The organism is Methanogenium sp. S4BF (assembly GCF_029633965.1).
In the GTDB taxonomy this organism is placed as follows: domain Archaea; phylum Halobacteriota; class Methanomicrobia; order Methanomicrobiales; family Methanomicrobiaceae; genus Methanogenium.
In genome coordinates this window covers 1,068,904-1,081,895 of the sequence record NZ_CP091277.1, presented here as the reverse complement: position 1 = coordinate 1,081,895, position 12,992 = coordinate 1,068,904, and the positions used below count along the sequence as shown (strand labels likewise).

Annotated in this window: 13 protein-coding genes; 8 read left to right on the top strand and 5 right to left on the bottom strand. The window is 52.1% G+C overall.

Going from position 1 to position 12,992, the window contains the following annotated elements; all coding sequences use genetic code 11:
* Positions 1-16 precede the first annotated feature (16 nt).
* Together L1S32_RS05275 and pscS are read left to right on the top strand one after the other, a co-directional pair.
* A complete protein-coding gene (locus tag L1S32_RS05275) occupies positions 17-196 on the top strand; it encodes a hypothetical protein (protein ID WP_278156756.1) in 180 nt (59 codons plus the stop codon).
* A complete protein-coding gene (gene pscS / locus L1S32_RS05270) occupies positions 196-1,374 on the top strand; it encodes an O-phospho-L-seryl-tRNA:Cys-tRNA synthase (RefSeq protein WP_278156754.1) in 1,179 nt (392 codons plus the stop codon). Before L1S32_RS05275 ends, pscS begins: the two co-directional genes overlap by 1 nt.
* A gap of 200 nt (positions 1,375-1,574) precedes the next feature.
* Here pscS and L1S32_RS05265 read toward each other — a convergent pair whose 3' ends face one another.
* On the bottom strand, positions 1,575-2,786 hold the full coding sequence (locus tag L1S32_RS05265; RefSeq protein WP_278156752.1) for a THUMP domain-containing protein: 1,212 nt from the start codon (positions 2,784-2,786) through the stop codon (positions 1,575-1,577).
* Between the two features lie 150 nt (positions 2,787-2,936).
* Here L1S32_RS05265 and L1S32_RS05260 point away from each other — a divergent pair, with 150 nt between their 5' ends.
* Both L1S32_RS05260 and L1S32_RS05255 read left to right on the top strand, forming a co-directional pair.
* On the top strand, positions 2,937-3,563 hold the full coding sequence (locus tag L1S32_RS05260) for a DUF2150 family protein (protein ID WP_278156750.1): 627 nt from the start codon (positions 2,937-2,939) through the stop codon (positions 3,561-3,563).
* Positions 3,560-4,015, top strand: coding sequence for a DUF5814 domain-containing protein (locus L1S32_RS05255; protein ID WP_278156748.1), 456 nt, complete (start codon positions 3,560-3,562; stop codon positions 4,013-4,015). Before L1S32_RS05260 ends, L1S32_RS05255 begins: the two co-directional genes overlap by 4 nt.
* Before the next feature lie 429 nt (positions 4,016-4,444).
* On the opposite strand, the gene L1S32_RS05250 is transcribed toward L1S32_RS05255, so the two are convergent.
* From L1S32_RS05250 to L1S32_RS05235, 4 genes are read right to left on the bottom strand one after another with little or no spacing between them, the layout of a single operon-like run.
* A complete protein-coding gene (locus L1S32_RS05250; RefSeq protein ID WP_278156746.1) occupies positions 4,445-5,533 on the bottom strand; it encodes a DNA topoisomerase IV subunit A in 1,089 nt (362 codons plus the stop codon).
* Positions 5,520-7,328 carry a DNA topoisomerase VI subunit B gene (locus tag L1S32_RS05245; protein ID WP_278156744.1) on the bottom strand — a complete coding sequence of 603 codons (1,809 nt, stop codon included), beginning with the start codon at positions 7,326-7,328 and terminating at the stop codon, positions 5,520-5,522. The genes L1S32_RS05250 and L1S32_RS05245 overlap by 14 nt, the downstream gene beginning before the upstream one ends.
* Entirely contained in the window at positions 7,319-8,548 is a 1,230-nt protein-coding gene (gene hisS / locus L1S32_RS05240; RefSeq protein WP_278156742.1) for a histidine--tRNA ligase, read from the bottom strand. Before hisS ends, L1S32_RS05245 begins: the two co-directional genes overlap by 10 nt.
* Positions 8,549-8,552: 4 nt before the next feature.
* Positions 8,553-8,897, bottom strand: coding sequence for an ABC transporter permease (locus L1S32_RS05235; RefSeq protein ID WP_278156740.1), 345 nt, complete (start codon positions 8,895-8,897; stop codon positions 8,553-8,555).
* 46 nt (positions 8,898-8,943) lie between these two features.
* On the opposite strand from L1S32_RS05235, the gene larB reads away from it, so the two are divergent.
* The 4 genes from larB (at position 8,944) to L1S32_RS05215 (ending at position 12,983) form a co-directional block, all read left to right on the top strand.
* A complete protein-coding gene (gene larB / locus L1S32_RS05230) occupies positions 8,944-9,726 on the top strand; it encodes a nickel pincer cofactor biosynthesis protein LarB (protein ID WP_278156738.1) in 783 nt (260 codons plus the stop codon).
* Positions 9,713-10,228, top strand: a complete 516-nt coding sequence (locus L1S32_RS05225; RefSeq protein ID WP_278156735.1) for a nicotinamide-nucleotide adenylyltransferase — start codon at positions 9,713-9,715, stop codon at positions 10,226-10,228. Before larB ends, L1S32_RS05225 begins: the two co-directional genes overlap by 14 nt.
* A 65-nt stretch (positions 10,229-10,293) precedes the next feature.
* On the top strand, positions 10,294-11,592 hold the full coding sequence (locus L1S32_RS05220) for a hypothetical protein (RefSeq protein WP_278156733.1): 1,299 nt from the start codon (positions 10,294-10,296) through the stop codon (positions 11,590-11,592).
* Positions 11,593-11,636: 44 nt separating this feature from the next.
* On the top strand, positions 11,637-12,983 hold the full coding sequence (locus L1S32_RS05215; protein ID WP_278156731.1) for an MATE family efflux transporter: 1,347 nt from the start codon (positions 11,637-11,639) through the stop codon (positions 12,981-12,983).
* Positions 12,984-12,992: the final 9 nt, after the last annotated feature.

The following is a 12,992-nucleotide window of genomic DNA, read 5'->3' as shown; positions in this document are numbered from 1 at the left end:
ATAGGCAGGTTAGCTGATGTCAAGACGTGCGGTAGATGCCCTGTTTCAGGCGCTGTATCTTCTCACAGATATCCGATTTATTCTGCGGGAGACAGCACCTGTCCACGAACTCGATGATGAGCAGAAGGTTCGTGCCGGAAAGGCGATTGAAAAACTGAAAAAACAGGTGACAATTCTTGAGGAGGAACTGATCTGATGAAATGCACCGCTGATATTGATACCCGTGATGTGGAAGAACTCTATATTAATATCGACCCCATCCAGGCAGGCGGCCGTCTGACCATTGATGCTCAGAAGGCGGCAATGGCATATTCAGACGGATATTCGGTCTGCGACAACTGCAGAAAACCGTTCCGCCTGGACTACATCAATAAACCTCCGATAGCAGAGTTTCACCGTGACTGTGCAGAATGGCTGAACATGGATGCGGTCCGGCTTGTTCCCGGTGCCCGGCGCGGATTTCAGGCTGTGGCAAGTTCAATGGTTGAGAAAGGTGACCCGGTCCTCCTGACGGCCCTTTCGCATTATACGGAATTTGTCTCACTGGAACAGGCGGGTGCTGATATTCATGAGATCCCAAAGGATGAATACAATCACATCACTGCCGATAACGCTGCAGCACGGATTGAGGAAGTTACCCGTATGGCCGGAAAGGCGCCATCCATTCTCTTTGTCGAGCATGTGGATTACCAGTACGGCAATATCCATGAGATCGCGGAAATCGCAAAGGTGGCGCACCAGTACGACATCCCGGTGCTTTTAAACGGTGCATACAGTGTTGGTATCATGCCCGTGGATGGAAAGGCACTGGGTGTGGACTTTGTCATTGGATCGGGCCATAAGAGTATGGCTGCACCCGCCCCGTCAGGACTGGTTGCGACAACCAGCGAGTATGCTGACATTGTCTTCCGGACGACACAGGCGAAAGGTGACATCACCGGGCGGACGTTTGGCATCAAGGAAGTGGAGATGATGGGATGCACGCTGATGGGCGTAACCGTAGTCGGGCTCATGGCCTCATTTCCTGCGGTAAAAGAGCGTGTCCTTCACTGGGATCATGAAGTGGAGAACAGCAACCGTGTTGTTGATGCACTCTGCTCCATTGAGGGCACCTCTGCAGAGAGTGACATGCCGCGTGAACATACGCTCACGAGAATCAATACGGTGGATTCCTTTGACCGGGTGGCTGAAACCCACAAGAAAAAGGGATACTTCCTCTCACAGGAGCTCAAGAAGAAGGGGGTCATTGGCGTTATCCCCGGGTCCACCCGTGTCTGGAAGTTTAATACCTATGGGCTGAACGATGCACAGATATCTCATCTGTGCCGTGTATTTCAGGAGATTGCCCGTGAAAACGGGCTCACGGTCTCATAATTTCCTGTTGTGACTAAATGGGGGATTCAGAAGGAGAATCCACCTCCCAAATCTATGAACTCTTCATTTCTCCTTCTTTTGGTTTCCGTTAAAATTCCCGTTTTGTCCTGAGGGTGTCCGGCGAAAAAGAGATGGTTCTTTTTGTTGATTGGGATTGAAAATCCGGAAATCAGCAAATAATATCAGCAAATAGGGTGTCTTTAAATCGACGAATCCTCGATGATTTTTCCATTGTATGCCTGCACTACTGTGGCATGCGCAAGGGCTTCTTTAAGGATTTCATCGAGTGCAATGCAGGATTCATCCTCACGTATCTCATCAGGCTTTGCCGCAGTGGAGGGATGCTTAGGTACGACGGCGCACCCGAGATCTCCTGCATTGTCCCGGAATGTTCCGATCATCCGGGCACGAAGGACGATCTCTTCTTTATCATAGGTCAGAAGCGGACGCAGAAGTGGTATCGATTGTGGCACCACATCCTGTATCACGCCGAGGTTTACCAGTGTCTGGGTTGCTACCTGGCCGATGTTGTCACCCGTCATGATGGCGGCCACTTCTTCCCGGAGGGCAAATGCTGCGGCCGCACGAAGCATAAATCGTTTGCAGAGGATACAGCGGGTTCTGAGTATGCCGGACGCAACAAGTGCATCGTAGAATGGCTCAAGGGGGACAACGGTCATCCGGACTGTCCGTCCCGGGCACCAGGCAGAGAGGGCTGCAAGGTTCTTTTCTGTGGTATGGCGGACATCTGCTCCGGCATACCGGCCGCCGTCACAGTGGAAGAAGACAGGGACGCATCCGCGGCGCATCATCATCCAGGTGGCAACCGGAGAGTCCAGTCCTGCAGAGAGGAGGGAGAGAAACTTTCCCTGGGTGCCGAGAGGCAGTCCCCCTGGTCCGGGTATCTGGCTGTCATATACGATTCCCCCGAATGTCCGTGCTTCAGCAAACACCTCGTAGTCAGGTGATGTCAGATCGACACGGATGCCGGGGCAGCGTTCAAAGATCCGTGCGCCCGTTGAGGCTCCCAGCTCCTGGCTGGAAAATCCTTCCATACCGGAGCGTTTTGCGCGGACCGCAAATGACATGCCGGGGGTGAGCTTCTCTGCTGCAAGCCGGGCGGCGGTCTCCTCGATTATTTCCCGGTCCGGTGGTGTCAGGATGCACCTGCTGACCCCGACAATGCCAAATACCCGTGATGCGGCCTGCGCAATCCGGTCAGGTTCATCGCCCCTGATGATGATTCTCCCCCTGTGCTGTTCAACAGAACATTCCATGCCTTCTGCTTCAATTGCTGCTGTCAGGTTTCGTGTCAGGGTATTGATATAGTATTTCATAACTGGTTCGCTCTTTAAAAAAAGCTCACCAAAACGCACCATTACAGCCTCGTGTATCTCCATACTTCCTTCCATTCTTCATCTCCCTGCTTTCTGCAGGCCGGCAATAACCGGAGGATACATTGGTACCGACGGGTAAAGTAGATTGTCACCCTCCCGGAGGGGGAGATGAGAAAGGGCAACGCGAAAACACTAATAGCGCAGATATACAATTGAGTACTTACTATGGCGAAGAGTAAAAAGGAGAAAGTGGAGCCACAGTCAGTCCTGTATTATTTTTATACACAGGAGCGATGGGATAACTGGATTAAGACGCTTGAGGAGATGAGTTTTGACTATGACGAGGATTCAGAGGATATGCCGGAAGGCCTGCAGTCGCTCAATAATTTTACCGAAGATATTAATGTCTCTGTCCTGAAAATAATCAAGCTCTTCATCCTTGGCAATTATAACGGGGAAACGGCCAAACAGAAGATTGAGGAAGTTGAGGAGATTGTCATGGGGCCGCTGCCGGATAGTGACATTGCTGATATCATCTCCGGTGTCCAGATGCGCTTTTTGGTGCTCTTTGCTGCATGTAAGACAGTCATTGACGGCACTGCTGACGGTGATATAAAAGACCTTGTCAAATACGGAAAGACGCTTGGGGATGACCAGGCGGAAGAGGCTCTGAAGACGGCTGCGACAATAGGCGCACTCGTCATCCAGGGTGGTTCGTGCTGTGGGAAGTATCTCCGTGGAGATATCGATGAACCCCTGCTCTTTGACGACTGGCTGATTGAGGTGGATGATATGGGCAATGCACTCAAGAGCCTCAAGAACTTTGAAGAGCAGTTTGGAGAAGGTATTTGATCGCCGCAAAGGCCAGATTCCGGTTTTCAAAAAAGCTTCAGAATATTGCAGGATATCGTGTCCCTGATTTTGCCTTCAACGGGGCATTCATGGATATCCTGGTTTCATCTCTGGACTATGACTCTCTGGACCGTACCATGCGGTCACAGATCATTCAGTTTTATAAGGATTTTCTTGAATGCGGGTGCAGGGAATCGCCCCAGTGCGGATGTCCGGAGAGGAAATTTGCCTTAAAAATTCTCGAACTCCGCAGCCTTGGGCTTGACCACCGGCAGATCAGTGAGGTGCTGGTGGATGATTATGGCGTGGAGATTTACCCTGCCGATATCCTGAGTTTTCTGGAAGATAGTGTGCATACCCTTGAAGCTATCCGTGACGTGGCACGGATTGAAGGGAAAGAGGCCCTTCTGCAGAAAACGATTGATGCAATTGCTGAGATTGAGGGGAAGTGAAGGTATTCCTCTCTGTGATAACACAGGCGATTCCGATGAAATGGATGGGTATGCCATTGATGACGCCTGTGAATCACCGGTGATAATCCTCTGGATGCAATTAATATCTCCGAATAGGCTACTCTGTTCCGAATGACGGTATGGTGCCGGTAAAGACAGACACCGGGTATACTGATGGCAGTAATCACTGTTCGGAATTCTGATTGAGAATCATCATCATTTTTTTTTGCATTTACCCTTCATTCAAAGCACGATCATTTCATCAGCAATTGATATGCATGGCAATTGAAAGAAAATTGAGAACGTGACTGAGGTACTTTATCCCTTTGCATGCAACGGCACACGGGAAGCATCCTGTCGGTTTAGTGCCCCAATCATTATTTTGGATGGATGGGGATTTTTATAAAAATAAATTTTCCTGAGCCATCCTCAGATAATCCCCATTTCTCCCAGTCTTGACGGGAGATACTCTTTGGTGACAAAGTCCAGTCCCCTGCTTGCAAATGCCTGCTGTTCTGATTTCAGGCCCATGTCGAGCTGAAGTTTGATCTGTTTTTTCCAGTAGTCGGTATCAAACCTCGGGTCGGTGAGTTCTGCTTTCAGGGCAGCGATATCTCCTTCGGTGAGCTTATCTGACGGCAGGTTATAGTCACTGATATCACTTGGCTGGACGCCGATGAACTGTGCGGTTGGTGTGACCAGCAGGTCTGACATATGTGCTGCCTTGATTGACCCATAAGCGATGCTTGCAAATATGCGGTATGACCAGGGATCACCATCCGTAAAGACCACAACAGGGATGCCAAGCTCATTATTTATCCGTCTGAGCATGCGCCGTGTGGAGCGTGCGGGCTGTCCCTTGAGATGCAGGAGTATGGCGTTATGCTCTTCATCAAACCCGTTTTCCATTAACCGGGCGTACATACCACCTGTCTCCATGGCGATGACAAAGGAGGCGTCATGATCAAGGAATTCGATATTCTCCACATTTGATGGGATCGGGTATCCTGCCTCTCCCACATCCTCCTGGCAATGAATATCCCGGTTTCCGCGTCTGGTCTGTTCCCGGAGACGCAGTGGTCCGTAAATTGATGCACCATCCTCCTCCGGGCGCAGGTGAAACGCCTCCCGTGAGAGTTCGGTGACAATCTCCAGATCCTCCACCAGCATGTTGCTCTCATCCTGTGCCGCAAACTTCGCCCGCTTCCATCCTTCTGAGATGTAATACATCTCCCTGAGCGTTGATGAGCGGGACTCGATGAGCTGCTGCTTCAGAAACCCGACGACATATGCCATCTTCAGGATATGCAGAGCGCTCTTTGCGGAATTTGCCGTCCGTGTTGTTCCTTTGTCCCCGTACTTCCAGACCTCGCTCGTTGCATTGTACTCAATGTTCGCTTTTGTCCGTGTAGGAAGTGTGATTGAGGGCACGCGTCCCTCAGTCATCTGCCCGTACCAGTCTGCAGCGATTGATACCAGCCGTTCCTGTGTAATTCTGTCCTTTTCAGTATTCGCCATCGAGGTCCACCACCACTTTCATCTTCTCATCCACACCACGGATATCAATAGAGCCCTGGCCTTTTCCGGGATAGGCGGCCTTCCACACAGAATCCGGTTCTATGGTAGTCCTCCAGACCGCATTGAATTCTGTCCCGATGGTATCGATGAAATCCGGCTTTGGCACTGCCTCTTCCGGGTTGTCTTCAGAGAGGCTGTACACCATCACCTCTATCGGGTTCCGGGTGTAGTTTACAACCGAGATCCCGACGATCCCGTCTTCTGTCTTCTTCTTTGCCACAACCCTGCGCATGATCTGCCCCTCAATCGGTGAGATATCAGGTGTGGGGAGTTCAACGATTTCTGCGACCTTCTCTGCAATCTCCGGGATGATGGAGCAGACCGCACGTGCACGGTCTTCTGCTATTTTATTCCTGTCCCGTTTGCTGATGAAGTTCTTCAGTTCCCTGCCCAGGTCCTGCAGGGCGAGGGTAATCTCCTTTTCTATCTCAGGGATGGCTGCTATTGCATCCTTTGATTCAGAGGTGAAGGGCACATTTGTCGAGGCTACATGGACCAGCAGGAGGATGGGGCCAACCGGGAGGGACTGCTGGGAGAGGTTATATGCCCGCCAGTTTATCCCTGTGACTGCCGTAGTTACGGCACAGGCGCCCTGCTGGTATAACAGCGGCACCCGGTTTGCAAACCTCAGGAGCTGGGCCTGCCCCTCCTGTTCGAGTTTGCCACCATACCCGATTGCCGCTTCCACGATGAACGGGTGGCCGGAGAATACCTGTGACTTTCTGGTCCGTGCCTTCACAAAATCAAGACTAAACTCTTTTTCCAGTCCCTGCACGATCATCTCTTCGCCTATCGGAGAGAGGCAGATGGATGCAGGGGGCGGGGGTACAGCCACCTCCTGCATGGCAGCCAGGAGCTCCTTGAGCTGTTCTGCGCTGAGTCCTTTTGCCTTTCGGGTATCCTTAATTCCCGCTATCCCCAGCATCTGCTCTGCACTCTTCGTGCCAACGCGTGAGAATCCGTTCACGAGGAAGTCATGGACATTGTCCGTCGACAGGGCGGCCATTCTCTTCAGGGTACCAAATTCAATGCCATGCGGGTGCGGCGCAATGGCCTGCGGGGGGACTATTACCTCATCACTGACCCGTTCAAATGAAAACCATTCACCATCGATATCAGCCTGAATCCGAGCATGCGGATTTACCACTGCTGTATACTTCAGGTAATCGATGAGCCGGCGTTTGGCAGCAAGCGTGCCGGTGAATTCAAGCTCGATCCTGGTGCCGTGTGTCCGGTCCCAGTCACACTCCTCCTTTCGGATGATCTCCGGCTCATTCTTCTCTGTCCGGATCATCAGATCAAAGATATAGGCGGGTTTGTCTGCACCGGTTCGTGAGATGACACGCGCCGGGACGCCGGTTGTCAGCTGGGCGAAGAGGACTGCCGCTGATATTCCGATGCCCTGCTGCCCCCTGCTCTGGCGTATCTGATGAAAGCGAGAGCCATAGAGAAGTTTTCCGAAGACGTACGGCACATTGTCCGGGACAATCCCCGGCCCGTTATCCTCAACGGTTATCCGGAGTGTCTCCTTGGTGAGTTTTGTGATGGACACCCAGATGTCGGGCAGGACTTCTGCCTCTTCACAGGCATCAAGGGAATTGTCCACTGCCTCTTTGATGGTGGTGATGATCCCGCGTGTGGGTGAATCAAATCCAAGCAGATGTTTGTTTTTTTCAAAGAACTCTGCAACACTGATGCTCTTCTGCTGTGATGCCAGCGTTTCGGCTATTGCCACCCCTGGCTCACCCCGTGTATCGCCTCAGCAACACCGCATTCTCTCTGGTTTCCTGACTGCATATTCCTGAGGGTCAGTGTGCCGCCGGCCATCTCCCGCTCGCCTGTGAGAACAGCGTACCGGGCAGTCTTTGCCGCATGCTTCATCTGTGCGCCGATGCCGCGGTTCAGCAGGTTCATCTCCGTCCTGAACCCGGCATCCCGGAACTGCCGTGAGAGGGAGAATGCGTATTCGCGTGCCTCTGCAGTATACAGAACAGCGACCACGGTGTCCTCAGGGACAGGCACCTCTCCGAGAGAAACCATTACCCGGTCAAATCCGATGCCGAATCCGCATGAGCCGACATCGTCGCCGCCAAAGAGGTGAGCAAGGCGGTATGCACCGCCGCCGATGATCTGGTTTTCCGCCCCGAGGTTTTCTGCAAATCCTTCAAAGACCATGCCGGTGTAGTAATCCAGCCCGCGGACGATGCCATAGTTCTGGCGGAATGCGGTGCCTTCGGTCTCCAGCACATTGACCATTGACTCAATGCGTTCCTGTTCGGGAATAGATCCGGTGATAGCAAAGACTTCATCTGTCGTCTTTGCCTCAAGCAGGCCTTTCAGGGAATATTCGAGGTCCTCCAGGTGCCATGAATCGAGGGTCTCTTCCAGTCCTTCCATGTTCTTCTTATCCAGAAGGGCCATGATTATTCTCTTCCGCTCTTCGGGTACATCCCGGAGAATGGCCCGCATCGGGGAGAGATGGCCGACATGAAGGTCATAGGTGACACCTGCTGCCCGCAGGATGTCATCTGCGAGAAGGATAACTTCAGCATCTCCTTCAGCTGTGTCAGCACCGATGAGCTCTGCACCAAACTGCCAGAACTGACGGTAACGCCCTTTTTGGGGGCGTTCATACCGGTAGCAGTCAGAGAGATAACACCAGCGCAGAGGCTTTGCAAGCACCTTTGCTTCATTCACATACATCCGCAGGACAGCGGCGGTGCCTTCGGGACGCAGTGCCAGTGCCCGCCCGCCTTTGTCTTCGAAGGTATACATTTCATTGACGATCCCCTCCCCTGAACGGATGGTGTAGAGCTCCTGCGTCTCAAATGTGGGTGTACAGACTTCACGATACCCCCACCGGCGTGCTGCCTCCCGCATCTTCATCTCGGTATTCCTGCGGAATTCCATCTCGTCGGGAAGAAAGTCCCGTGTGCCTCGCGGTCGCTGTATCATATATCTATTTCTCTCCTTTTTTTGGGGTTTTACTCCCGGATTTCTTAACCGGCACTGTTCCCAGCAAGCGGTCTGTTGCGGTGGCATCAGGGCCAAAGAGCTTCGTCCTTTTCACTCTTCCCTGCAGGTATAATGCGATGAGAACAATGCCTAATCCAAGAAATTCGGCTTCCTGGTATGCAAAATAGATCCCCATCGACGCTAATGCAGTGAAGAGCACCCCCATATACGCAGCCTTCCGGTACGTCTGGTCACCGGTCCGGTAAAAAATCCGTGCATCACGCAGCCAGAGGAATGCCACCCCGAGGACTCCGAAGATGGTTACATAGAGAAGGTATGTTGATGCCATGCAATACGTAGTTATTTCACGTATACCAATATGATAATTATCAGCCATGAATCCGCATCCGACACTCAGGGATGTTCTGAACGCCTATAAATCAGGAGATATTTCTCTCAGTGATTGTGAAGAAGAGATCCAGGGCTTTCAGATAGAAGCACTTGGAGAGATTGCAAGGATTGATACCGGTCGCACGGTACGGTGCGGAATGCCTGAAGTTGTGCTGGGGGAAGGGAAGGACCGTAACCATCTGATAGAGATTATTCTCACACTGGTCCGGAAAACCGGGAAGTGTATTGCTACCCGGGTGCCGGAAGATGTCAGTGATGAGATCGGGAGGGCTGCAGCAGACGAAGGGTTTTCCTGTACATACCATCCTGCAGCACGGGCACTGGTGGCCTCCCGCCTTCCGTGCCCGTCCCTGCATGGGGGCACAGTCGGAATCGTCACTGCCGGCACATCAGATATCAGAGTGGCAGAGGAGGCCCGGATAATTGCAGAGGAGATGGGATGCCGGGTAATTACCGCATATGATGTCGGAGCTGCAGGGATACACCGCCTCTTTCCTGCACTCAGGATGATGCAGAGTGCAGATGCCTATATTGTCGCCGCCGGGAGGGAAGGGACCCTGCCTGCCGTGGTTGCGGGGCTTGTCAGCCGTCCGGTTATAGGTGTGCCGGTCTCTACCGGATACGGGTATATGGGAAAGGGGGAGGCCGCGCTTGGCAGTATGCTGCAGTCCTGTTCGGTGATTGCTGTCGTTAATATTGATGCCGGGTTTACGGCGGGTGCGTTTGCCGCACAGATTGCACGGGGGGCACAGAATGGAAAAGATTAGGGGGTTTTACATTGGCCGCTTCCAGCCATATCACTATGGTCACCAGTCGGTGATTATGCATATCGCAGAAGAGGTGGATGAGATTGTCATTGGCATCGGCAGTGCCCAGCTGAGCCATACCCCTAATAATCCCTTTACCGCCGGTGAACGTGTCCTGATGATCACCCGTGCACTGGAGAAGTCTCTTTCTCTGCCGTTCTATGTAATACCCATTGAGGATATCCAGCGAAACGCACTCTGGGTCTCACATGCACGGGCCATATCACCTCCCTTTAATGCGGTGTATTCATCAAATCCTCTCGTAGTCCGCCTCTTTAGCGAGAGCGGTACCGACGTCATATCGCCGGAGATGTACAAACGGAAGAATTACAGCGGGACAGAGATCCGCAGGCGCATGCTGGCAGAGGAAGACTGGCGGTCACTTGTCCCGCCTGAGGTGGCTGATGTTATTGATGAAACGGATGGTGTCCGACGCCTGCATGATGTGTCCGGGAGTGACTGATCTGCATAGATGTCGGCTGTGATTTGTGAATGAGAGATCAATAGCGAAAAATTGTGGAGAGGAAGATGGGTTTTCTTGACAAACTACTGGGGCGCAGTGTAGAACCGGAAGAGACTGAATTTGTATTTGGAGAGATTCCTGCATGGCTCGCAGAGAAAGAACGCGCCATTCACGAAGAGGCAGACAATGTGGTCCGTGAATCACGCCCCCGTGTATGTGCGGCACTTCGTGAGATGCAGGAGACGGTTGATGCACTGAAAGGTGCTAAACCTGATGAGAATGTTGTTCTCCATCCCAAACTGCTCCGGGTGGTTGAACAGGGCGTGCCCCGCTATGCAGCGGCGATGGAGAAGACACTTGCCCTTTCGGTTTCAGAAGTTCCCGGAGAATATTATGATGACTGTATTGAACTGATCTCACAGATCGCAAAGAACACCAAAGGGCCCGGCCGTTATATTGCAAATGTGTTTCCTGCACAGATGAAGGAGATCCGGCTTCAGACCGATGTTATCGGACGTGAAATAAATGCTCTCTCAGGTGTCCTTTCACAGTCACGGGAACAGTCGGCTTGGGTCGATGCGGCGGCTGAGACGCATGCGCTCCTGCTGACAAATCAGAATCAGCTGCGCGAAGTCCAGCATACTGCTTCCCATATGGCAGAGGAAAACGAGGCACTTGCTGCAGAGCTTTCTGCCCTGAAACATGATCTTCAGGCACTCATGGAGGGGTCTGAAGCGATGGAGTATGATGAACTCATAGCACGGCAGGCAGTCTGCGGGGGTAAATTGCATGAGGCAGATGCCGACTATAAACGGATACTTTCCCGGTCTGCAAATGTATTCAGAAAGGCTGTCCATATCTGTGAGCTTTCCGGCGATACAGAGACACTTGAACTCCTGAAGACGGTCAGAAACGGACTCGAATCACCCTCATCTGCTGAACGGGCACGGGGGCTTGCTGCCTATCCGTCCCTCTTCCCCCGGCTTGCCCGGATGATCAGTGAGAGTGATACCCTCATTAAAAACAAGGATGAACAGGCGTTGTTCTCTGAACAGGATGCATTTCTTATTCCCCTGACTGAAGCCATCGCACGGACAGAAGATCTGCATGCGGAGAGTGCCGCGGTGGCAGATGCCCTGGGTGATCTTTTGTATGTCGGAAAAAAAGCGGGAATGGAAGAGAAAATCAAAAAGCTGAATGAACAAATTGTTCGGAATGCTGCCCAAATCAACGATATTCAGGACATCACAGATGAGATCCGTGCTTCAGCACCAGAGATGGCGGAAAGTCTCAGGCTGAACCTTGAACATCTTGCAGGGGAGGGCGTTCATGTCAGCCTCATTCAGGTGCCGGATTTCTCCTGATTTCCGGGATGAATCCATGTCCGAACTCACCCGGTACACAGGATATGAGATCCGTTGATCTGACAAAAGGCCCGATTACCCGCTCTCTTCTCACCATAGCAGCACCCATCGTGGCAGGCAATATCCTCCAGTCCCTGGTGGAGGTGGCCGACCTCTTCTTTGTCGGACGGCTCAGTCCCGCGGCGATCGGTGGTGTGGGTCTTTCAATCTCAGTTATTTTTGTTCTGATGACACTGATTATCGGGCTTTCCGGAGGGACAACTGCATTTGTCTCCCGGTATTATGGGGAAGGAAATTTTCCATATGCCGGGCGTGTGCTTATTCAGGCACTCATTCTTGGTGTCATCTTTTCTGCGGCAATATCTCTGGTTGGGGTTATCTTCGCCGATGAGATGCTGTCCCTTTTCGGGGCGCCGGAGGAGGTGGTAACAGAGGGTGCCGCTTATCTGAGGGTGCTTTCTCTTGGTATTGTGACACTTGTTGAATTCTGGATTGTGTCAACCTTCTTCCAGAGTATTGGTGACACAAAAACACCGCTTCTCATCATTCTGGCCATTAACGTGCTCAACATCATTCTCAATCCTGTCCTCATATTCGGGATAGGAATTGCACCGGCGATGGGGGTTTCCGGTGCCGCGGCGGCGACTGTCATTACCCGGGCTATAGGGCTTGGGATTGGCGTTTTTTTGCTCTTGCACCGTCTGAATCCGCAAATGGAGTTTACCCGTCAGGCAGAACCGGATCTCTTCCTGATGCGCCGCATCCTTAGGGTGGCAGTGCCGAATATGGTCCAGTCAGGGGTGAGGAGTGTGAGCTATCTCATCATGTACATCATTATCGCGTCATACGGGACCCTCGCCCTCTCAGCATTTGGGATTGTCAGCCGTATTGAGATGCTTGCACTAATGCCGGGGTTTGGCATCGCAACCGCAGCAGCGGTGATGGTCGGACAGAATCTCGGTGCAGGAAACCCGGACCGGTCAGAAGCATCTGCATGGAGGGCGCTTGAATTATATGGTGTTTTTATGGCCGCAATTACCTTGGTATTCCTGGTGTTTGGTGCAGGTTTTACCGAATTCTTTGATCCGAGCGGTCTGTCGAATGCATATGCAGTTTCGTATTTCCTTATCGTATCGCCATTTTATGTGTTGATTGCTGTTGCGATTGTCCTCTCGTTTGCCCTGAACGGCGCAGGTGATACGAGAAAACCGATGTATGCAACTATTCTCTCATATTTTTTAATACAGGTACCGCTTGCGCTTATTGTCCCCGAATATACCGGGACAGGCATCGTGGGTGTGTGGTATGCAATGTCGATTGGTATTCTGGTTCAGGCCGTTGCACTCTACCTGATGTTTCGGTCCGGAAAATGGAGACAGATTAAGATTTAGGGTCCTTGT

Excerpts from the sequence above, each read along its gene's own strand:
- L1S32_RS05225 (WP_278156735.1), top strand. The coding sequence starts at position 9,713 with ATGGAAAAGATTAGGGGGTTTTACATTGGCCGCTTCCAGCCATATCAC.
- pscS (WP_278156754.1), top strand. The coding sequence starts at position 196 with ATGAAATGCACCGCTGATATTGATACCCGTGATGTGGAAGAACTCTAT.
- L1S32_RS05260 (WP_278156750.1), top strand. The coding sequence starts at position 2,937 with ATGGCGAAGAGTAAAAAGGAGAAAGTGGAGCCACAGTCAGTCCTGTAT.
- L1S32_RS05215 (WP_278156731.1), top strand. The coding sequence starts at position 11,637 with ATGAGATCCGTTGATCTGACAAAAGGCCCGATTACCCGCTCTCTTCTC.
- L1S32_RS05275 (WP_278156756.1), top strand. The coding sequence starts at position 17 with ATGTCAAGACGTGCGGTAGATGCCCTGTTTCAGGCGCTGTATCTTCTC.
- L1S32_RS05265 (WP_278156752.1), bottom strand. The coding sequence starts at position 2,786 with ATGGAAGGAAGTATGGAGATACACGAGGCTGTAATGGTGCGTTTTGGT.
- L1S32_RS05235 (WP_278156740.1), bottom strand. The coding sequence starts at position 8,897 with ATGGCATCAACATACCTTCTCTATGTAACCATCTTCGGAGTCCTCGGG.
- L1S32_RS05250 (WP_278156746.1), bottom strand. The coding sequence starts at position 5,533 with ATGGCGAATACTGAAAAGGACAGAATTACACAGGAACGGCTGGTATCA.
- hisS (WP_278156742.1), bottom strand. The coding sequence starts at position 8,548 with ATGATACAGCGACCGCGAGGCACACGGGACTTTCTTCCCGACGAGATG.
- L1S32_RS05220 (WP_278156733.1), top strand. The coding sequence starts at position 10,294 with ATGGGTTTTCTTGACAAACTACTGGGGCGCAGTGTAGAACCGGAAGAG.
- larB (WP_278156738.1), top strand. The coding sequence starts at position 8,944 with ATGAATCCGCATCCGACACTCAGGGATGTTCTGAACGCCTATAAATCA.